Annotated in this window: 16 protein-coding genes; 6 read left to right on the top strand and 10 right to left on the bottom strand. The window is 70.5% G+C overall.

All coding sequences use genetic code 11. The features are described 5' to 3' along the window. Nucleotides 1-54: 54 nt before the first annotated feature. Genes RIM90_RS12140 through RIM90_RS12130 form a run of 3 tightly spaced genes read right to left on the bottom strand, consistent with a single transcriptional unit; the run spans nt 55 to nt 6,247 of the window. Nucleotides 55-2,433, bottom strand: coding sequence for a glycoside hydrolase family 3 N-terminal domain-containing protein (locus tag RIM90_RS12140; RefSeq protein WP_309060663.1), 2,379 nt, complete (start codon nt 2,431-2,433; stop codon nt 55-57). Continuing rightward, nucleotides 2,430-4,970 carry a glycoside hydrolase family 2 TIM barrel-domain containing protein gene (locus RIM90_RS12135; RefSeq protein ID WP_309060662.1) on the bottom strand — a complete coding sequence of 847 codons (2,541 nt, stop codon included), beginning with the start codon at nt 4,968-4,970 and terminating at the stop codon, nt 2,430-2,432. The genes RIM90_RS12140 and RIM90_RS12135 overlap by 4 nt, the downstream gene beginning before the upstream one ends. A 14-nt stretch (nt 4,971-4,984) precedes the next feature. After that, nucleotides 4,985-6,247 carry an MFS transporter gene (locus RIM90_RS12130; protein WP_309060661.1) on the bottom strand — a complete coding sequence of 421 codons (1,263 nt, stop codon included), beginning with the start codon at nt 6,245-6,247 and terminating at the stop codon, nt 4,985-4,987. A 257-nt stretch (nt 6,248-6,504) separates the two neighbouring features. Between RIM90_RS12130 and RIM90_RS12125 the strand changes: the two genes are divergently transcribed. Further along, nucleotides 6,505-7,494 (top strand): LacI family DNA-binding transcriptional regulator, encoded by a 990-nt coding sequence (locus RIM90_RS12125; protein WP_309060660.1) that lies wholly within the window; start codon nt 6,505-6,507, stop codon nt 7,492-7,494. 43 nt (nt 7,495-7,537) lie between these two features. Here the strand turns inward: RIM90_RS12125 and RIM90_RS12120 are convergent, their stop codons facing one another. Further along, complete coding sequence (locus RIM90_RS12120) at nt 7,538-8,410, bottom strand: hypothetical protein (protein WP_309060659.1); 873 nt, start codon at nt 8,408-8,410, stop codon at nt 7,538-7,540. A gap of 150 nt (nt 8,411-8,560) precedes the next feature. Further along, nucleotides 8,561-9,517, bottom strand: a complete 957-nt coding sequence (locus RIM90_RS12115) for a LysR family transcriptional regulator (RefSeq protein WP_309060658.1) — start codon at nt 9,515-9,517, stop codon at nt 8,561-8,563. A gap of 126 nt (nt 9,518-9,643) precedes the next feature. Here RIM90_RS12115 and RIM90_RS12110 point away from each other — a divergent pair, with 126 nt between their 5' ends. Both RIM90_RS12110 and RIM90_RS12105 read left to right on the top strand, forming a co-directional pair. Further along, a complete protein-coding gene (locus RIM90_RS12110) occupies nt 9,644-10,876 on the top strand; it encodes a CaiB/BaiF CoA-transferase family protein (RefSeq protein ID WP_309060657.1) in 1,233 nt (410 codons plus the stop codon). 65 nt (nt 10,877-10,941) lie between these two features. Further along, nucleotides 10,942-12,111 (top strand): acyl-CoA dehydrogenase family protein, encoded by a 1,170-nt coding sequence (locus RIM90_RS12105; RefSeq protein WP_309060656.1) that lies wholly within the window; start codon nt 10,942-10,944, stop codon nt 12,109-12,111. Between the two features lie 70 nt (nt 12,112-12,181). Here the strand turns inward: RIM90_RS12105 and RIM90_RS12100 are convergent, their stop codons facing one another. The 5 genes from RIM90_RS12100 to RIM90_RS12080 form a co-directional block, all read right to left on the bottom strand. Further along, nucleotides 12,182-13,465, bottom strand: a complete 1,284-nt coding sequence (locus RIM90_RS12100) for a GDSL-type esterase/lipase family protein (protein ID WP_309060655.1) — start codon at nt 13,463-13,465, stop codon at nt 12,182-12,184. 98 nt (nt 13,466-13,563) lie between these two features. Beyond that, the gene (locus tag RIM90_RS12095; RefSeq protein ID WP_309060654.1) at nt 13,564-14,547 is read right to left on the bottom strand and encodes an LLM class flavin-dependent oxidoreductase; all 984 of its coding nucleotides are present in this window, start codon (nt 14,545-14,547) and stop codon (nt 13,564-13,566) included. Nucleotides 14,548-14,586: 39 nt separating this feature from the next. Next, entirely contained in the window at nt 14,587-14,916 is a 330-nt protein-coding gene (locus tag RIM90_RS12090) for a DUF1330 domain-containing protein (protein ID WP_309060653.1), read from the bottom strand. 25 nt (nt 14,917-14,941) lie between these two features. Beyond that, the gene (locus tag RIM90_RS12085) at nt 14,942-15,133 is read right to left on the bottom strand and encodes a ferredoxin (protein ID WP_309060652.1); all 192 of its coding nucleotides are present in this window, start codon (nt 15,131-15,133) and stop codon (nt 14,942-14,944) included. Continuing rightward, nucleotides 15,130-16,422 (bottom strand): cytochrome P450, encoded by a 1,293-nt coding sequence (locus RIM90_RS12080; RefSeq protein WP_309060651.1) that lies wholly within the window; start codon nt 16,420-16,422, stop codon nt 15,130-15,132. The genes RIM90_RS12085 and RIM90_RS12080 overlap by 4 nt, the downstream gene beginning before the upstream one ends. A gap of 268 nt (nt 16,423-16,690) precedes the next feature. Between RIM90_RS12080 and RIM90_RS12075 the strand changes: the two genes are divergently transcribed. The 3 genes from RIM90_RS12075 to RIM90_RS12065 all read left to right on the top strand — a co-directional run bounded on the left by RIM90_RS12075 (nt 16,691) and on the right by RIM90_RS12065 (nt 18,780). Then, nucleotides 16,691-17,974, top strand: coding sequence for an aromatic ring-hydroxylating dioxygenase subunit alpha (locus RIM90_RS12075; RefSeq protein WP_309060650.1), 1,284 nt, complete (start codon nt 16,691-16,693; stop codon nt 17,972-17,974). 18 nt (nt 17,975-17,992) lie between these two features. Then, nucleotides 17,993-18,322: a hypothetical protein gene (locus RIM90_RS12070; RefSeq protein WP_309060649.1), complete on the top strand. Its 330-nt coding sequence runs from the start codon at nt 17,993-17,995 to the stop codon at nt 18,320-18,322. A 161-nt stretch (nt 18,323-18,483) separates the two neighbouring features. Beyond that, a complete protein-coding gene (locus RIM90_RS12065) occupies nt 18,484-18,780 on the top strand; it encodes a hypothetical protein (protein ID WP_309060648.1) in 297 nt (98 codons plus the stop codon). The last annotated feature ends 282 nt before the right edge of the window (nt 18,781-19,062 follow it).

Here is a 19,062-nt window from a genome sequence, read left to right as displayed (position 1 = left end):
GTCCTCCTAGCGGGGGATGCGCGGGTGCGGATGAGGTCATGGCAGCGGTCCCGGTCAGCGCGCGTCCGCCTGTCGGGCCGGGACGTCGAGGGTGCGGCTGCCCGTGATCTGCTCGCTGCTGGTGCCGACGAGGACCGTCACGTCACCCGCCTCGATGCCGCGGGTGCCGTCGACCATGGTGTGGAACAGTCGGTCGAGGGGGGCTTCGAGCACGGTTTCGGAGGTACCGCCCGCCGGTACGGTGACGCGGGCGAACGCGATCAGCTGACGCACCGGCCGTACGACCGCCCCGTGCTCGTCGCGAGCGTAGACCTGGACAACCGTGGAGCCGTCCCGGTCGCCGCGGTTGGCCGTGCGCGTGCGCACGGTGAGGGCCGTGCCGTCGTCCGAGAGCCGGGCGTCCAGCAGCTCGACCGCCAGTTCGGTGTAGCCCAGACCGTGTCCGAACGGGTAGAGCGGACCGCCGTCCAGGTCGTTGTAGCCGGTGCGCCGGCCGGTCGGGTGCGCGTAGCCGCTGCCGTACGGGTGGCCGTGGAAAAGGGGGATCTGTCCGATGTGCCGAGGGAACGTCATCGGCAGGCGTCCGCCCGGCTCGACGGCGCCGGTGAGCGCGTCCGCCACCGTCGACGGGCCGTGTGCCCCGAGGAGCGGAGCCAGGAGCACCGCGGCGGACGCCTCGGCGACGTCCGGCACGACGAGGGGGCGTCCCGTGATGAGCACCGTCACCAACGGCGCCTCGGCCCGCGCGAGGACCGAAACGAGTTCGTGCTGGTTGCCGGGCAGCCGCAGCTTTGCCGAGGTCTGGCCCTCTCCCGCGGTGTGCTCGCCCGCCCATCCGGTGCGTTCGCCGACGACCGCGACGACGGCGTCGGCGTCCCGCACCGCGCCGAGCACCGCGCCGGCGTCGATCGGGTCGGTCGTGTCGGGCGAACCGGCGTCGAGGAACGTGACCTCCAGGTCCGGCGTCGCGGCGAGTGCGCCGAGCAGTGTCGGGGTGTCCGGGTACTGCTCGCGGGTGAGCGTCTCGAAGCGCGGGCCGATCCCTGGGATACGGGTGTTGAACAGCTCGGTGAAGATGTACTTCTCCGGGTCGATGCCGGGTACCTGCCCCGACCGAATCAACTGCATCGCCAGCGGGACCTCGGCGTTGGCGACGTCGGTGTAGGCACCGAAGTGGATGCGCAGTTCCTCGGCGAGGCTGCCGACGACGGCCACCTTGGTGCCTGCCCGCAGTGGCAGCGTGCCGTCGTTCTGCAGCAGCGTCACCGCGTGCTCGGCGATCTCCCGGCCGACGGCCGCCGCCGTCGGCCGGTCGAGCGGCTCGGGCGCGCGAAGGGGCCGGTGCGGCGTGAAGTCCGGGACGAGTCCCAGGTCGCGCTTGACCTCCAGTACGCGCCGCACCGCGGTGTCGACCGCCTCCTCGCTCACCAGGCCGGCCTCCACGGCCTCACGGAGCCGGCGGAAGCTCTCGTCGGCCGGGAGCTCGACATCGAGGCCGGCCCTGAGGGCCTGGGCCGCGGCCTCCCGCTGGTCGCGGGCGGTGTGGTACACCGAGTGCAGCATCGTGACGGCGTCGTAGTCGCTCACCACCAGGCCGGTGAAGCCGAGTTGTCCACGCAGCAGGTCGGTGAGCAGCCACCGGTTCGCCGCGGCCGGCACGCCGTCGATCTCGTTGTAGGAGTTCATGACGATCGAGAGTCCGGCTTCGTCGACCGCTCGCCGGAACGGTACGGCGAACTCGTCGGTGAGCTGCCGTCGGCCCAGACTCGTCCGCGCCTGGTTGAGGGCGCCGTCGGAGCTTCCGTAGCCGAGGAAGTGCTTGCCCGTGGCCAGCACGCCCGTGTCGCCCTCGGGCCCGTTGATGCCGCGGATGAAGGCGACGCCCATCTGCGCGGCCAGTTCCTGGTCCTCGCCGAACGTCTCGTGGACCCGGCCCCAGCGCGGGTCGCGTGCCAGGTCCAGCACGGGGGAGAAGCACAGGTGGATCCCGTAGTCGCGGAACTGCGCGCTGGTCAGCGCCGTACTGCGCTTGATGAGGTCGGGCATCCACGTGGCCGCCTGCGCCCAAGCCGTGGGGAACTGGATGCCCGTGCCGTGCACGAGTCCGTTGAGCCCCTCCGCGTGGATGAGGACGCCGATGCCGAAGCGGCTCACCTCGCGCGCTTTTGCCTGGACGTCGGCGAACACGCGCCGTAGTCCGTCGGCGGGCAGGGGCAGCATCCAGGCCAGGGAGAGGTGCCCGAGACCGTGCGGCCGCAGGTCCGCGATCTTGTCGGTGTCGACGAAGAACGCCGCCTTGCGGCCCTCCTCCGTGGTGAGGTCGAGTCCCGGGTCCTGCCGCACCGAGAAGAGCGCTGGCAGGATCATCCCGTGCAACTGGGCGATCTTCTCGTCCAGGTCCATCTTGCGGACGAGTGCGTCGAAGGTGGTCATGCGGTCATCTCCAAGGCTGTGTCGTTGGCGGGTCCGGCGGGAAGAGGGGCGGACGAGGGCTGCGCCGGGACGACGGCGAGCGTGAGACTCACCGGTTCGCAGCCCTCGGCCTCTGCGGTGACGGTGATCGTGCCGACCGAGGTCGGCCGCACGACCGCGAGGGCGCGCCCGTCGAACGTCCGCCGGGTGCCCCCATGGAACGTCTCCTCGGTGACTGGCGCACCGCTGCCGAGCGCTTGCAGCAGACCGCTGCCGGAGACGGTCACGCGCACCTCGCGGTCGGCGGTGTTCCGCACGACGCCCGAGTCGTCGGTGAGCGCGAGTGAGACGAACGCGAGGTCGCGGGTGTCGGCACGCAACTCGTCTCGGTCGGCGGTGAGCGTGAGCCGCAGAGCTCCGGTCGCGGACGTGAGAGACGTACGGCCGGTCTCGTCGCCGGCCCGGTAGGCGACCGCCGTCAGCTCACCGGGGCGGTGGAGCACCTCGAAGTCGGCCCGGAAGGCCCGCTCGGCGCCGACCGGGGAACGGCCGATCGGCTCGCCGTCGAGAAGCAGCTCCACCTCGTCCGCGTCGGCGTACACCTCGACGTGGACGGGGGCGCCCTCGAAGCCGGGCCAGGACCAGCTGGAGACGGAGTCGGTCCACGCCCACGGGGTCGACACGGCGACGGGCACGCCGTGCCGCTCCGGGCGCCGTACGGCGATGTAGGGCTCGGTACGCAGCCCGAACACGATCTCGCGGTAGTACGACACCGGCCGGCGGTGACCGACGATGTCCAGGTCGCCGCAGTACGCCGTCAGCCCCGGGTAAGGACTGGAGAAGCCCGCCCCCTCATCCGGCTGACCGGCGTACTTGACGAGGCCTATGCCGGTCTCACCGAGGTAGTCGAATCCGGTCCAGGTGAAGTCGCCGATGACGTGCGGATGCCGCTGCACCAGCGCCCAGTTGCGGTCGATGACGGCCGGCCAGGTCTCGGTGCCGACGATGACGCGGTCGGGGAAAAGATCCTGGTCCAGGGCGTAGCGGGACTCGCCGTAGTTCATGCCGGCGACGTCGAGTGCCGCGAACGACTCCTCCGTGCGCTCGGTGACCATGGGCGAGGCGATGATCTGCCCCATCATCTCGCCGAACGCGTTCATCATGCCGTTGACGCCGCCGGCGCTCTGCTCGTCACCGGAGGTGTCGGCGGCCTGTGCCGCAGCCCGTCGTTTCGCCATGCCGTCCAGGACGAGGTCGAGCACCGAAACGAAGCCGTTGATGCCGTTGGTCACCAGCCGGGTGCCGTCGAGGGAGCGCAGCTTCTCGGCGAGTCTCCTGCTCCACCGGCCGCCGTCCGGAGAGCCCGTCTCGGGTATCTCGTTGCCGATGCTGTAGAAGATCACGCTCGGATGGTTGAAGTCTTTGGCGACCATTGACTCGAGGTCGCGCTCCCACCACTCGGGGAAGTCGGCGGAGTGGTCGAAGTCGCTCTTGCCCTGCGTCCACATGTCGAAGGCCTCGTCCATGACGTACATGCCGAGCCGGTCGCACGCGTCGAGCAGAGCACTGCTCGCGGGGTGGTGGGAGCTGCGGATCGCGTTGAACCCGGCCGCCTTCAGCAGCTCGATCCTGCGTTCCTCCGCGCGCCCGATGGCGGCGGCGCCGAGCGGGCCGTTGTCCCCGTGCAGGCAGGCCCCGCGGAGCTTGACCTCGGTGCCGTTCACGCGCAGGCCGCGCCGTGCGTCGACCCGGACGGTGCGGATGCCGAACGGGACCGACACCTCGTCCACCACCTGGTCGTCGTCGCCGAGCTCCACGCGGGCGAAGTACCGGGTCGGCGTCTCGGCGCTCCACAGACGCGGCTGGTCGATGAGCAGCCGCAGTCGCACGGTCTCGGCGTCGGCCGGCAGCAGAGTGACCGGCGCGCGCCCTCGTGCGACCTCCACGCCTTCCTCGTCGGTCACGACGGCCGTCAGACGCAGGGTGCGGGTGTCAGGGCCCGCGTTCTCCACGCGGGCCGCGATCTCGGTGATCGCGACCTCGTCGTCGACGTCGGGGGTCGTGACACGGACGCCGTCGACGGCGAGGTGTGCCGGGTTCTTCACGATGAGGCGTACGTCCCGGTGGATGCCGCACCCCGCGTACCAGCGGCTGTCCAGGTGCGTGCGGCACGCCACCCGTACCTCGTTGTCGGCTCCGAAGCGCAGGTGCGGGTCGATGCGCACCAGGAAACGGGAGTAACCGAACGCGTGACGGCCTGCGAGCGCGCCGTTGACCGTCACGACGGCGTCGCGGTAGACGCCGTCGAACTCCAGGTACAGGAGCTTGCCGCGGTCCTCTTCGGAGACGGCGAACGTCTTGCGGTACTCGAACGCGCCCCCCGGGAAGTACCCGTTGGTGTGCCCGTTGGGGACGTCCGCCCGCCGTTCGGCGGTGATCAGGGCGTCGTGCGGCAGCGTCACCGGCGTCCAGGACGAGCCGGCCGTGCCGCCGAGTTCCTGGAACGGGGTCACCTTGCGGCGGTAACTCCAGCCGGTGTTGAAGTCGTGGTGTGTCATGGTCGCTTTCCCTTTCACCGGACGCTCTTGACCCGGGCCAGGATGATGAGTCCGCCGACGAGCGCGAAGGCGCCGGAGACGATGTAGAGCAGGGGGTAGTTGCCGCCTCCGCCGAGCGCCAGGACCAGGGGGGCCGCGAAGGGTGCCGCCGCTTGCGGGACCGTCGTCGAGAACTGGTTGATCGCGTTGTAACGCCCCGCCTCCGTGTCGCGCTCGGGCAGCACGTCCAGGACCAGTGCCTGGTCGACCGCGGAGAAGACGCCCAGACCGAGATTGGTCAGGAACGAGCCGACCAGCAGCACGGGGAGATCGGGCGCGACCGCCATCGTCAGCGCGCCGAGGCTGAACAGGATTCCGGCGCCGAACACGAAACCGCGGCGGTTGCGCAGCTTGTCCGACAGGAAACCGCTGACCCCGGCCCCTCCCATGGTCGCGACGAGTCCGACGGCGCCGACCGTCGCGACGAGCCCGCCGATATCGGTGACGGACTTGTCGAGCTTGTCGGCGAAGAAGAACGTCGTGAACGTCGTCGCCAGCGTGAGCCCGAACATGAAGAGGAACCTGCCCAGCCAGTTCCAGGCGAAGTCGGGGTAACGGCGTACCGGGAAGACGTACTTCGAAAGCATCAGCTTCGCCGTCACGCTGTCGTCGAAGGCCAGGTCCCGGCTGTCCCGCTCGGTGATCAGCAGGAAGAACAGGAGCACCGCCACGGCGCCGAGGCCGGCGGGCACGAGGAACAGCAGCAGGTTCGACGACGTCAGCATGCTCGCGATCGCCACGCCGATGATCGACGCTGCCATCTGCGCGACACCGGCGAGGCCCGCCACCTTGCCGCGCTGGGACTCGGGCAGGCAGTCCGCCATCGAACTGCTCAGCAGGGCGAGCGCGCTGCCGAACCCGAGCTGCACCACCACCCAGCCGAGGACCAGGACGGGAACCGACGGCGCGAGCGCGACGCAGACGAATCCCAGGAGGCCGACGGCCACGGTGACGGGCAGCCACGGCCGACGTCGGCCGAGACGGGAGCGCGTCCGGTCGCTCAGCACTCCGAGAACCGGTCCCGACAGGACGAGGGCCAGTGACCCGCTGCCCACGACGAAGCCCAGGATTCCCTCGTTGTCGGGCGCCAGCTGGTCGACGCGGACGCTCAGCGAATATCCCATGGGCGCGACGATGGCCGCGTACAGACCGAACTGGGCGAGGACCAGCAGCAGGATGTACCGGCCGCCGACCTTGGGCCGGTCGTCACCCTCGGCGGCCTTGGAGGCAGGGGACACGGTGGTCAGGGTCGCTACCGGTTCCGTCGCCGTCGGCGCGGGCGGAGGAAATGGGTCGGGAGGCACTGCGGACATGGCGGCTCCTTGATCGTGGCCCGTCGCCGAGGATGGCGAGTGGACGCGCGCCGCATTGGTATCACGTGATACTTGGAATGGGATAGAGGTATCACGCGATACCTGAAGGCGGGATAGGGTCAGGAGCACTTGACTCGACGCGGCGGACGACCGTCCGCAAGCCCGGAAAGGCATCGACACGGATGACGAGACCCGCCCGCCCCGCGACGGCCGCCGACGTGGCGACGCGCGCCGGGGTGTCGCGCGCCACGGTTAGTCACATCCTCAACGGCCGGGAGGAGCGGTTCCCCGAGGAGACGCGGACGCGGGTGCGTGCCGCCGCCGAGGCGCTGGACTACCGCCCGTCCCCGGCCGGCCGTGGTCTCGTCACCGGGCGGAGCGACACGATCGTCGTCGTGATGCCGGAGACCACCATCGGCCAGAACCTGCAGAACGCGCTCGAGCGCCTCGGTGACGACGCCGCCGGCATGGGGTCCAACGTCGTGCTCCGGTTCGCCGGCACGGACGCGGAGAGGACCGTCACGGCGCTGCTGGGACTGCGCCCCCTCGCCGTGGTCGACTTCGGCTCCCTCGACCGGGCCGCCCGCAGTCGTCTGGCCGCGCAGGGCGTGCCCACCGTCCCGGACCTCACGGGCGCACGGCGCGGCCGGCTGCACGAACCGCAGAAGGAGATCGCCGAGCTCCAGGTCGCGGAGCTGACGAAGCGGGGCGACCGTCAGATCGTCTACGCGTCGGTCTCCGACCGGCGCCCGGACCCCTACGGCCCCGCCAGGTACGCCGGGGTGGCGGCCGCGTGCGAGCGCCGGGGCCTGGCGACGCCGCTGTCCGTGCCGGTCCCCGTGGATCTGGAGCCCGCCGTGAAGGTCCTGCGCGAGCTGCCCTCCGGCGTCCCGCTGGGAGTGGCCGCCTACAACGACCAGGTGGCGCTGGCCGTCCTCGCCGCGGCGGCGAGGCTGCGGCGGACGGTTCCCGATGACCTGACGGTCGTCGGAGTCGACGCGACGGATGTGGGTCAGCTGTGGACCCCGCGCCTCACCACGATCGCGGTCGACATGGGGACGTTCGTGAACGATGTCATGGTGGAACTCGCCGCCGCACTGGGACGCCGGATGCCGCGCCGACGGACCGGGGGCGGACAGATGCTCCAGGTTGTCGCCGGTGACACCACATGAGTGGGAAGCCGGACGAAGGAAACGCTCCGGCGCACGTGTGGTGTCAGCCGAGGGCGGCGTCCGCCGTCGCGTGCTGTGCTTCCGCGCGGGTCGCGATCCGCAACCCGGCCGCACCGTCGGCGACCGCGCCGAAGGCCATGATCTCTTCGCCCGCGAAGACCGGCTGCCGGAACCGGTAGGAGAGGGAGTGCAGCCGACGCCCGGGCGCGTTCCTGCGGACCAGTTCCAGCATCAGCAGGACGAGGAGCGGACCGTGTACGACGAGGCCCGGATAGCCTTCCACGTCGCGGCAGTACGGGGCGTCGTAATGGATGCGGTGAGTATTGGCCGTGAGTGCGCTGAACCGGAACAGCAGCTGTTCGTCCGGCTGCACACGCAAACTCCAGGGGGCCCCTGCCTCCGGGAGGGCCGACGTGCCCCTGGGCGGTGCGGATGTGTGGCCGGAGGGCAGTCCGGAGCGGTAGACGATGTCCTGCTCCTCGACGAGGCACACCGTGCCCGACTGGCGGAACTCGTGCCGCGTCGTGACGAACAGGAGCGGGCCCGTGCGGCCCTGCCGCGGCACGACCGCGCTCAGGCTGCTGACGCGTTCGGCCGGGACGCCCAGACGCAGGGGCGCGGTCACCCGGAGGCGTCCTCCGGCGAACATCCTCCGACGGTCGGGAATCGGAGGCAGGAACCCGCCGTCGCGTACGTGCCCGTCGGGCCCGAGCTCGTGCTGTGCCGGCCAGTGGAGGAAGTACAGCCAGTGCCACAGGGGCGGCAGCGGGTCTCCTGCGCCGGCTGCCGACTCCGGCAGGTCGAGCATCGCGGACAGGGCCACGGCGGGCCCCGGCGGCAGCGGATCGACGTCCGTGACGGGCGAGGGACGCCACGACTCCACATAGGAGACGAGGGGAACGGGGGCTGATCGCATGACCGGTCTCTCCCTGTGTACGCGCACGCCGCCGGTGAGGTGAGGCGTCGGCCGGCCGGAGCACACCCCATCATGAGAGGCCCGGGAACGGGGTGACCAATAGGAATCGGTGATGGGCGCATGCCGGGACCGCATGCCGCACTCCGCCGCCTACTCGTGGCCGGGCTGCGGGACGCCGTCCTGCCGAACCCGCGCCGAGGGCCAGCGTCCCTGCCGCACGGCCGAGTCGACCACGTCCGCCAACGCCCGGGCGACGGCCTTCACGGCGGGTGTCTCGCGCCTGGACCTGGGCGCCGCGAGGACGATGCGGCGCCACACGGCGGGCTCGCACAGCGGCGCCGCGCTCACGACGCCCGCGGCGACGTCCTCGGAGATCCCGACACCGGGCAGGACGGTCCAGCCGTGCCCGGCCAGGACGAGCCGCTTCTGCACCCGCATCGCGTTGCTCTGGACGGCGACCGTCAGGGAGACCCCGGCCCGCGCCGCCGCCCCGTCGATGAGCGACCGCAGCCCGTGCCCGGGAGTCGGCAGGACCAGTGGATGCCGGGCGACCTCGGTGAGGGGCACGGGAGTGCCCGCGGACAGCTGTTCCGTGGGCGGGGCCACCGCCCACAGGCGCTCCCGCAGCAGGGGACGGGCGTTCAGGGACGGCGTGCTGTCGAGGTCGTAGAGCAGTGACAGATCGAGTTCGCCGTCGTCGAGCCACTGCTGCAGATGGCCCGAGTACGCGGTGACGAGGCGGAGTTCCACCCCGGGGTGATCGCGGGCGACGCCCGACGCGAGCGGCTCCGCCAGCAGGTCGCTCGTGCTGTCCAGGAGCCCGACGGTGACGATGCCCGTCACCGCACCGGGCACCGGCTGCACCTCGGCGCGTGCCCGTTCCAGTTCGCCCAGGGCCCGGCGCGCCCTGTCCACCATGATCGTGCCGGCCTCGGTGGGGCGCATGCCCTGCCGGGTCCGCTCGAACAGCGGGACCCCGAGCTCGTGCTCCAGGGCGCGGATCTGCCGGGTGACCGCGGGCTGCACCAGGTGCAGGAGCGCGGCGGCCCGCGTGACGCTGCCGACCTCGGCCACGGTGACGAGGGCCCTGAGCTGTTTGATGTCCATCCCGCCCCTTCGCCATCCGCTTCGGGTATGCCCCCATCAGGATTCGCTATTTCCCGTGAGCGGTCATGAGCGTCGATGATGACAGCCGGACCCACGGGCAGCCAGCCCTGTGAAGGAGGCCGTCGCATGCCTGCGACCGACCCCGTAGCACCGGACGCCGAGGATGGTGCGTCCGACCCCGCACCGCCCTTGTCCGGCATCACCGTCGTCAGCCTCGAACAGGCCGTAGCGGCACCGTTCGCCACGCGTCAGCTGGCCGACCTCGGCGCCCGCGTCATCAAGGTCGAGCGCCCGGGCGGCGACTTCGCCCGGCGGTACGACACCACGGTGTACGGCGAGTCCAGCTACTTCGTGTGGCTCAACCGGTCGAAGGAGTCGATCGCGCTCGACCTGAAGTCCGGCCGTGGCCGGGAGGTCGTCGACCGGCTCCTCGCCCGCGCCGACGTCTTCGTGCAGAACCTGGCCCCGGGCGCCGCCGGACGTCTGGGCCTGGGCGCCGATCTCCTCGCACAAAGGTTCCCCTCCCTGATCGCGTGCTCCGTCTCCGGCTACGGCTCCACCGGTCCCTGGGCGGACCGCAAGGCGTACGACCTGCTCGTGCAATGCCAGACGGGTCTGGTCTCCCTGACCGGCAGCGCCGGCGAACCCGCCCGGGTCGGCATCTCCGTCGCCGACATCGCCGCCGGCATGTACGCCTACTCCGGCATCCTCACCGCTCTGTTCACCCGCGCCACCACCGGCGTCGCCCGAGCCGTCGAGGTCTCGCTGTTCGAGGCGTTGGCGGAGTGGATGCACCAGCCCGCGTATTACACCGCCTACGGCGGGAGCCAGCCGCCGAGGGTGGGCACGCGGCATGCCACCATCGCCCCGTACGGCGCCTACACCGCCCGGGACGGCAGGGACGTCCTCCTCTCGGTGCAGAACGAGCGCGAATGGGCCGCCCTGTGCGAGACGTTCCTCGAGCGTCCCGGGCTGGCGGGGGACCCCCGGTTCGCCACGGGATCCGCCCGCGTGGCGCACCGGGACGCCCTGGATGCGATCGTGGCCGAGCGGTTCCGCATCCTGGACAGTGCCCGGGCCGCGGCACTGCTCGACGACGCGGGCATCGCCAACGCCCCGGTCAATGACGTACGGCAGTTCCTGGACCACCCGGTGCTCGCCGCGAGGGACCGCTGGAGACATCTGCCGCTGCCCGGCGGCGAGTCGGTGCGCGCGCTGAGGCCCCCGGCCGACCTCTCCGGCGTCGGCCCGCGCATGGGCGCCGTGCCCGCCCTGGGCGAGCACACCGGCCCGATCCTGGGCGAACTGGGGTACGGCGACGCCGAGATTGCGGCCCTGCGGGACGACGGTGTCGTCTGACCGGTCCCGTCACTGTCTCCGGCCGGGCCGGACGCGTCGTTCCACAGGAGAAGGAGGGGCACCGCATGAGCACGCTCGACATTCTGCCCGAGGACGAGCGACTCGTCGTGCGCACGGTGCGCGACTTCGTCGACAAGGACGTCAGACCTGTCGTCCGCGCACTGGAACACACCGACACCTACCCCGAGGCACAGATCGAGCGGATGAAACGCCTCGGCATCTTCGGACTCGCCGTTCCGGAGGAATACGGCGGCGCCCCCGTGTCCACGCCCTGCTACGTCCTGGTCACCGAGGAACTGGCCCGCGGCTGGATGAGCCTGGCCGGGGCGATGGGCGGCCACACGGTCGTCGCGAAACTGCTGCTGCACTTCGGCACTCCCGAGCAGAAACGGCGCTACCTGCCGAAGATGGCCACGGGGGAGATCAGGGCGACCATGGCCCTGACCGAACCCGGCGGCGGCTCCGACCTCCAGGCCCTGCGCACCGTGGCCCGCAGGGAGCCCGGCGGGGGCTACGTGATCGACGGCGTCAAGACGTGGATCACCAACTCCCGTCGCTCACGGCTGATCGCGCTCCTGTGCAAGACCGACCCCGAGGCCGCTCCCGCGCACCGCGGCATCTCCATCCTCCTCGTCGAGCACGGTCCCGGCCTCAACGTCTCCCGTGACCTGCCGAAACTCGGGTACAAGGGTGTCGAGAGCTGTGAGCTGTCCTTCGAGGGCCACCGGGCGCCCGCCGACGCCGTTCTCGGCGGCGAGGAGGGCAAGGGCTTCGCGCAGATGATGAAGGGTCTGGAGACGGGGCGGCTCCAGGTCGCCGCCCGCGCGCTCGGCGTCGGTCGCGCGGCGCTCGAGGACTCCCTGAGGTACGCCCGTGAACGCCACTCGTTCGGCAAGCCGATCTGGCGGCATCAGTCCGTCGGCAACCATCTCGCGGACATGGCGACGTCACTGACCGCGGCGCGCCAGTTGACCCTGTACGCCGCACGCGAGGCGGACGCGGGGCGCCGGGTCGACATGGAGGCGGGCATGGCCAAGCTCTTCGCCTCCGAGACGGCCATGCAGATCGCCCTGAACGCCGTCCGCGTCCACGGCGGATACGGCTACTCGACCGAGTTCGACGTGGAACGCTACTTCCGCGACGCCCCCTTGATGATCGTCGGAGAGGGCACCAACGAGATCCAGCGGAACGTGATCGTGCGCCAGCTCGTCGAACGCGGAGGCCTCGACACCTGACGGGAGGGACGGCGGTGGTAGCGGGTGCGGACGGACCGGCCGCCCGCACCCGCCCCGCCGACCGTCCGCCTCAGCGGCGGGCCGAGGAGGCCAGCAGCGGCAGCGAGACGGTTTCCGCCTCGGCCCGGTGGCCGGCGATGTTCACGTGGATCCCGTCGCCGACGGCGTACTTCTCGTTGATGCTGTTGGGCGCGACCGGGTCCTTGATCACATGGTCGAAGTCGATGACGCCGTCGCACTCGCCGTCGCAGGCGCCCTGGTCGCGCACGTACGTGCCGACGTCCCAGCGGTACCGGTTCATCTGATCGGTGTAGATCGGCCGGGGTGTGACGGGAACGACGTAGACCTCGACACCAACCCGGCGCAGTCGCGCGAGGACGTCCCGGTAGGCGGTGACGACCTGTTCACCCGTGCAGCCGCTCTGGAGGTCGTTCGTGCCGTAGAAGAGGATCACGCCCGTGACGCCGTGCAGGGCCAGGACGTCGCGCTCGAGCCGGGCGCCGGCGTCGAGGCCCGCGAACTCCGGTGGATGGTCCGGACAGTCGGCGGAAGCGGTCGTGCCGTTGACTCCCGCGTTGGCGACGGCCAGTTGCCGGTCGGCGGGCAGCTCGCGGGTGATGCGGCGGGCGAGCACGTCGGTCCATCGGTTCTCGGGGCTCGAGGGTGTGCAGCCGGGGCCGCAGTCGACGCTCCCGGCACCGTCCACGACGGAGGAACCGTAGGCGACGATCGTGCCCTTGACGCGGGGGTTGCGGACGTCGACCGCACTGACCATGTAGGTGGCGTGGGTCCGCTGGGTGTAGGCCGCCCCGCCGGTGTCCCCGACGTGGTCGCCGCTGCCGGGCGCGGTGAGGTAGTTGTGGCGCCAGGAGACGCTGTGCTCTCCGGGCCGCACGGTGCCGGGGACGTGGAGACTGACGGCGAGATCCGTCTGCGGCGCGGTGGCCGGAGGGATCGGGTCGCTCCACACCTCGCCGTGGGCGGGCACGGTCACGCCGCGGTGGCCGCCGAAGGTCAGGACGCGGGTGGTGCCGGGGCGGATGGCCGGTCCGCCGTCGTCGCTGACGGCTACCGCCCCGCGGCCGATGGTGAGGGGGGTGTCGGAGAACTGGTTCTGGACGCGCACGCGCACAGCGTCACCGCCCTGACTCAGACGGGTGATCGAGCGGACCGTCTGATCGGTGAGGGACGCCGTGGCGAGGCCCTGCTGGGACTGCGCCCACACGGTGTGCCAGGCCCGGCCCCCCGGCACGCCGCCGGAGCCGGATCCGAGGGCCGGGGCCGAAGTGGTGAGGGAGGCCAGGAGCAGGGCGGCCGCCGTCGTCGTCGTACCGGTCTTCGTGAGGAGGTTCACCGTGTACCCGTTCTCCTGATCGGATGTGACCGTGTCGCTGCCCGGGTGCCGCAAGCCCGGGGATCCGGGAGGCCGGGCGCGGCACCCGGGTGCCGTCGTCAGCTCGTCACGAGGTGCTGTCGTCCGGCACTCGCGAAGGCGCGCAGCTCACGGGGGACGTCGGGACCCGTGGGTGTGTAGACGGCCTCGCCGAAGCCGTACGAGGAGAGCCGCGCCAGCTGGACACCGATCCGGTCGGCGCCGCCCACCATGCGCTTGACATCAATGTGGTCGAGGAGCCGTCGGTCACGCGGGAGCAGGTGAGTGACGTGGCCCTCGAAGGCCAGCAAGTGCCGTTCGCCCTCCGGGGCGAGGGACTCCAGCTCCTCGCGCCAGACCCGGCCGCCGGGCAGTGCGTCGACGCCTTCCGCGCCCTTCGTCGCGTAGGCGTTGTGCCAGTCCACGACTCGCCACGGCCCGATCGCCTCGCGGACGCGGTCCGACGCCGGATCCTCGCCGGCGTCGAGCACGGTGCCGGACAGGATCGTCGCTGTGGGCAGGGTGGGGTGGGGCGGGCCGATGATTCCGTCGGCCGCCTCGGCCGCCAGGGCGGCGCCCCGCGGGCCGAACGCGCTGATCCAGAGGGGAACCTCCACCGGGCGTGGTGCCGCCAGGCCGTCCGCGTGCAACATCCGTGCCGGGGCGCCGTCCACCACCACCGTGTCCCCGGCCAGCAGCCGTCGTACGGCGGTGACGTACCGGCCCAGACCGGCCAATGTCATCGGGCGTTGCCCCATGGCCAGACGGGACGTGAAACCGGTTCCGAAGCAGGCCCGGAACCGGCCGCCCGAGATGCGCGCCACGGTGACGATCCCGGACGCCATGGCCATCACCGACCGCTGGTCGGGAATGAGGACGGCGGTGGCCAGCCCGATCCGCGTGGTGCGTTCCGCGGCCAGGGCGAGATGGACGAAACAGTCCTCCCACAACGGTGCCGAGTCGTAGATCCACACCCGGTGGTAACCCAGCCGCTCGGCCAGAGCGGCCAGTTCGGCGAAATCGGGTCCCGGAGGAAGGCCGCAGGACAGCGTGAGGTCAGCCATGCCGGTGCCCGTCCACCGCTCGTCCGTCCGGTCCGCGCCTCACCGCGAGCCCTCCTGCCCCGTGGTCCGCGCCGGCGGCTCGAAGCCGGCGACGATGACGGCGTTGGTGACCGCCGCGGCCTGCCGCAGCGGTTTGGCCTCCTGGTAGCCGGCCGACTCGTACCAGGCACGTGCCGCCTCCACCGAGGCGAACTCGACGACGACGGTCCGGTCGCCGTGCCACTCGCCCTCGAGGACGTGGGGGCTCGGATCGACGACCCGGACGCGGGCGCCCGCCTCGGCCATCGACGCGGCGGATGCCTTGCCGTAGGCGGCCATGCCCGCCTCGTCCCTGATGGCCTCGGTCATGATGACGTAGCCCTTGGGCATCGCGTCTCCTTCGTCCGGCCGGGCGTCAGCCCGCCGTCGTGATGGCGTGTTCGGGGCACAGGGCGGCGGCCCTGCGCACCGCCTGCTCGTGCTCGGCGGGGATCTCGGGCAGGAGCACCGTGGAATATCCGTCGTCGTTCAGGTCGAACACCTCCGGACAGATGCCACAGCAGACGCCGTGTCCGCGGCAGCGGTCGTCGTCGACGGTGACCTTCATCGGCCCTCGCTCTCTGCAGTGTCGAACTCCAGGTGCAGCTCGGTCAGTCCGCGCAGGATGAACGTCGGTACGTAGCTGTAGCGTCGGTTGTTTGCCGATCCGTGCGCCCGCTCGGAGATCCTGATGTCCGTCGTGCGGTCCAGCAGCCGCTCGATCGCCACCCGCGCCTCGGCCCGGGCCAGCGGGGCGCCCGGACAGCTGTGGACGCCGCGGCCGAAGGCGACGTGGCGCCGCGTGTTCGGGCGCTCGAGGTCGAAGACGGCCGGATCGGCGAACTGGCGCGGATCGCGGTTCGCGGCGCCGTTGACGAGCATCACCGTGGTGCCGGCGGGCAGGTCGACGCCGCCCACCGTCGTGGCTGTCCTCGACAGTCGGAAGTCGCCCTTGACCGGACTCTCCGTGCGCAGGGACTCCTCGATGAACGCGGGGATGCGCTGACGTTCCGCGCGCAACAGCCTTTGCAGGTCCGGACGTTCGGCGAGCGTGCGGAGCGCGGAACCGAGCAGGCGGACGGTCGTCTCCTGGCCCGCCGCGAAGAGGTTGGCGGCGACGCGCACGACGTCGGTGACCTCGGGCGTCGAGCCGTCGGGGAAGGTGGCGGTGGCCAGGCCCGTCAGCACGTCCCCCCGGGGGTGGCGGCGGCGGTCCTCGATGTACCGGGTGAACTGTCCGTACAGGAACTCCAGCGGCGTGTGCTCCATCGTCTGCTCGCCGGTGCTGCCGATCCCGGGCTCGGCGGCCTCCGGGTGGTGGAGCCTGGCCCGGAACTCCGCACGGTCCTCGTCGGGTACGCCGAGCAGGTCGGCGATGACGAGCAGGGTGAACGGACCGGCGAAGCCGCTGATGAACTCGCCCCCGTCCGCCGCCAGGTACGCGTCCAGGAGCCCGTCGGCGAGGTGCCACATGGCAGCCTCGTTCTCCTTCAGGCGCTTGGGGGTGATCAGGCGCATCAGCAGGGCCCGGTGGGCGGTGTGCACGGGCGGGTCGAGCGTGGGGAGTTGGTCGCTCATCGGAAGTTCGTCGCGGTGCCGTGCGATCAGCTCGCTGACGTCGTCCCCCTCGAGGGGGACGGGGAACCCGGGAAAGGGGCCGGTGACCGAGGTGCACGACGAGAACGTGTCGTGGTCGTTGTAGATCCGCACCGCTTCCTCGTATCCCGTCACCATCACCACGCCGTGGTGGGGTTCGCGCTGGACGGGACACTGCGCGCGCAGATGCTCGAAGTAGGGGTAGGGGTCCGCGACGAGCGCCTCGTCCCGGAAGAAGTCGATCGCGTCGTAGTCCGGCATGGGATGGGAACGTCCCTTCGTCGTGCCGTGCCGAGTGCACCGGGTGCCTGCCGCCGGTCGTGGCCGTGGACAGGAGGACGATAGCTCGACTCTTGACTGAGGAGAAGCATGTTATCGCCAATGCACTTCAAGGCTCTCCGGTCAGGTGCCCGTTTGTGTCGGCTCTCCACCCTCTCCTTGACGGTTGCTCATTTTTGAGAATACCGTTCTCGCAATCAGAGATCCGAGTTACCTCAACCCGGTGTCGTCAACTGGAGGATCCGACCCAATGGCGCACTTCAAGAAGCCCGAAGAGGGAAGCTGGACCGAGCACCTCAAGGTCGACACGGAGCCGGTCTCCTACGAGGACTCGACGTCGCCCGAGCACTACGAGCTCGAGCGCGAGGCCATCTTCAAGCGGACGTGGCTCAACGTCGGCCGCGTCGAGCAGCTCCCCAGGAAGGGCAGCTACTTCACCAAGGAGCTGGACGCCGCCCGCACCTCCGTCGTCGTCGTGCGCGGCACCGACGGCGAGGTGCGCGCCTTCCACAACGTGTGCCGGCACCGCGGCAACAAGCTGGTGTGGAACGACTTCCCGCGCGAGGAGACCAGCGGCGTCTGCCGCCAGTTCACGTGCAAGTACCATGCCTGGCGCTACGACCTGGACGGCAAGCTCGCCTTCGTCCAGCAGGAGGGCGAGTTCTTCGACCTGGACAAGTCCGAGTACGGGCTCAAGCAGGTCAGGGCCGAGGTGTGGGAGGGGTTCGTCTTCGTCAACTTCGACGAGAACGCCGCACCGCTGCGGGAGTACCTCGGCGAGCTCGCCAAGGGCATCGAGGGCTACCCGTTCCACAAACTGACCCAGGTCCACAAGTACCGCGCCGAGATCGGCAGCAACTGGAAGCTCTTCATCGACGCGTTCGCCGAGTTCTACCACGCGCCGATCCTGCACTCCGGCCAGTACATGCCCGAACAGGCCCGGAAGATCCAGAAGTACGGTTACGAGGCGCTCCACTACGACATCGACGGCCCGCACAGCATGGTCTCGTCCTGGGGAGGCATCGCCCCGCCGCACGACCGCGAGATGGTCAAGCCCATCGAGGCGGCGCTGCGCAGCGGCCTGTTCGGCCCGTGGGACGCGCCGGACATCGGCATGGCCACCGAGGACCTGCCGCCTGCCGTCAACCCCACCCGGGACCCGCGCTGGGGCATGGACTCCTTCGTCTTCTTCCCCAACTTCATGCTGCTGATCTGGCGGCCGAACTGGGTCCTCACCTACCACTACTGGCCGACCTCGTACAACACGCACATCTTCGAGGGGACGTGCTACTTCGTCCCGCCGAAGAACGCCTTCGAACGGCTCCAGCAGGAGTTGGCCGCCGTCTCGTTCAAGGAGTACGGCCTGCAGGACGGCAACACCCTGGAGGCGACCCAGACGATGCTCGAGTCGGGCACCGTGGACCGCTTCCCCCTGAACGACCAGGAGGTGCTCCTGCGCCACCTGCACCACTCCGCCCAGGAGTACGTCCGCGAGTACCAGCGCCGCACCGCCGGCGCCCCGGCCGCGTCCTGACCCGAGGAGAACCGAATCATGGCCAGTGTCTTTCCCGAGGGCTTCGAGGCCCTGGAGCCGTTCGTCGACTGGGCGGTCCCCACGGAGAAGGCCCGCTACGCCAAGCGGATCAGCAGCACGATGGACGAGCTCGACGCGTTCTACGACGTCGCCTTCCCGCTGCTGAAGTCCGGCACGGCGCGCCTGGAGAAGATTTCCATGGAGGACATCTCCGAGCCCGACAAGCGCCTGCTGTGGCTGTTCTGCTCGCTGGTGACCGTCGCCTTCTCCGTCGAGGCGTGGCGCCAGCCCAGGGTTCCCGACTCGGGAGCCTCCAGCATCGACGCGATCGTCGAACCGGCCGTCTGACCGGTCACCTGGAAGCAGCGCTGCGACCCGCCGATCCGCTCACCCGGCGGGTCGCAGACGCCTCACACCACACGCCCCTTTCCGGGCCCCGTCCCCAGGAATCTCCCATGCCCATGACGATCAGACCACCGAGACCGCGGCGGCTCTTCGGGTCCGTCACCGTGGCGGCACTACTCATGACGGCCGCCTGCTCCGGCGATGACTCGGACTCGCCCGACTCGTCGCAGAAGGCCACCAGGCTCTCGCTCTCCATCCAGGGCGCCCCCACGTCGTTCGAGCCGACCCGCATAGACGCGGGCCAGTCGTCGTACATCTGGAGGGCGCTCTACGACACGCTGCTCCACATCGACAACGACGGCCGGCTCCAGCCGAACGCGGCGCAGCGCTACGAGTACTCCGCGGACCGGCGCACCCTCACCCTCACTCTGCGCAAGGGCATGAGGCATTGTCAACTTTGACAGAGCGTCAGGAAAACGGCCGGAAAGTTTGCGGTCTCCCATCCCGAACTGACACTTCCAAGTGACGCAAAGCGGACATTAATGGTGACTGGGGGAGGGTGCTGCGGGAAAATTTCCTGTTAATTATCTGACACCCTGTCAAAGTTGACAGTGCCCTCGGCAACGAAACCGCCGCAGCCGACAACACCCCCCGCACCGGCGAGACCTGGACCGACTACAGCCAGCTCTCCGGCATCACCGCAGGCGGCAAGACCTACGACCTCGTCCACGCCGGCACCAGCA

The sequence above is a fragment of the Streptomyces sp. genome (assembly GCF_031181555.1).
GTDB classification, from domain to species: domain Bacteria; phylum Actinomycetota; class Actinomycetes; order Streptomycetales; family Streptomycetaceae; genus Streptomyces; species Streptomyces fimbriatus.
This window is presented reverse-complemented; position numbering and strand designations above follow the sequence as displayed.

Excerpts from the sequence above, each read along its gene's own strand:
- RIM90_RS12140 (WP_309060663.1), bottom strand. The coding sequence starts at position 2,433 with ATGACCACCTTCGACGCACTCGTCCGCAAGATGGACCTGGACGAGAAG.
- RIM90_RS12135 (WP_309060662.1), bottom strand. The coding sequence starts at position 4,970 with ATGACACACCACGACTTCAACACCGGCTGGAGTTACCGCCGCAAGGTG.
- RIM90_RS12125 (WP_309060660.1), top strand. The coding sequence starts at position 6,505 with ATGACGAGACCCGCCCGCCCCGCGACGGCCGCCGACGTGGCGACGCGC.
- RIM90_RS12120 (WP_309060659.1), bottom strand. The coding sequence starts at position 8,410 with ATGCGATCAGCCCCCGTTCCCCTCGTCTCCTATGTGGAGTCGTGGCGT.
- RIM90_RS12115 (WP_309060658.1), bottom strand. The coding sequence starts at position 9,517 with ATGGACATCAAACAGCTCAGGGCCCTCGTCACCGTGGCCGAGGTCGGC.
- RIM90_RS12110 (WP_309060657.1), top strand. The coding sequence starts at position 9,644 with ATGCCTGCGACCGACCCCGTAGCACCGGACGCCGAGGATGGTGCGTCC.
- RIM90_RS12105 (WP_309060656.1), top strand. The coding sequence starts at position 10,942 with ATGAGCACGCTCGACATTCTGCCCGAGGACGAGCGACTCGTCGTGCGC.
- RIM90_RS12095 (WP_309060654.1), bottom strand. The coding sequence starts at position 14,547 with ATGGCTGACCTCACGCTGTCCTGCGGCCTTCCTCCGGGACCCGATTTC.
- RIM90_RS12090 (WP_309060653.1), bottom strand. The coding sequence starts at position 14,916 with ATGCCCAAGGGCTACGTCATCATGACCGAGGCCATCAGGGACGAGGCG.
- RIM90_RS12085 (WP_309060652.1), bottom strand. The coding sequence starts at position 15,133 with ATGAAGGTCACCGTCGACGACGACCGCTGCCGCGGACACGGCGTCTGC.
- RIM90_RS12080 (WP_309060651.1), bottom strand. The coding sequence starts at position 16,422 with ATGCCGGACTACGACGCGATCGACTTCTTCCGGGACGAGGCGCTCGTC.
- RIM90_RS12075 (WP_309060650.1), top strand. The coding sequence starts at position 16,691 with ATGGCGCACTTCAAGAAGCCCGAAGAGGGAAGCTGGACCGAGCACCTC.
- RIM90_RS12070 (WP_309060649.1), top strand. The coding sequence starts at position 17,993 with ATGGCCAGTGTCTTTCCCGAGGGCTTCGAGGCCCTGGAGCCGTTCGTC.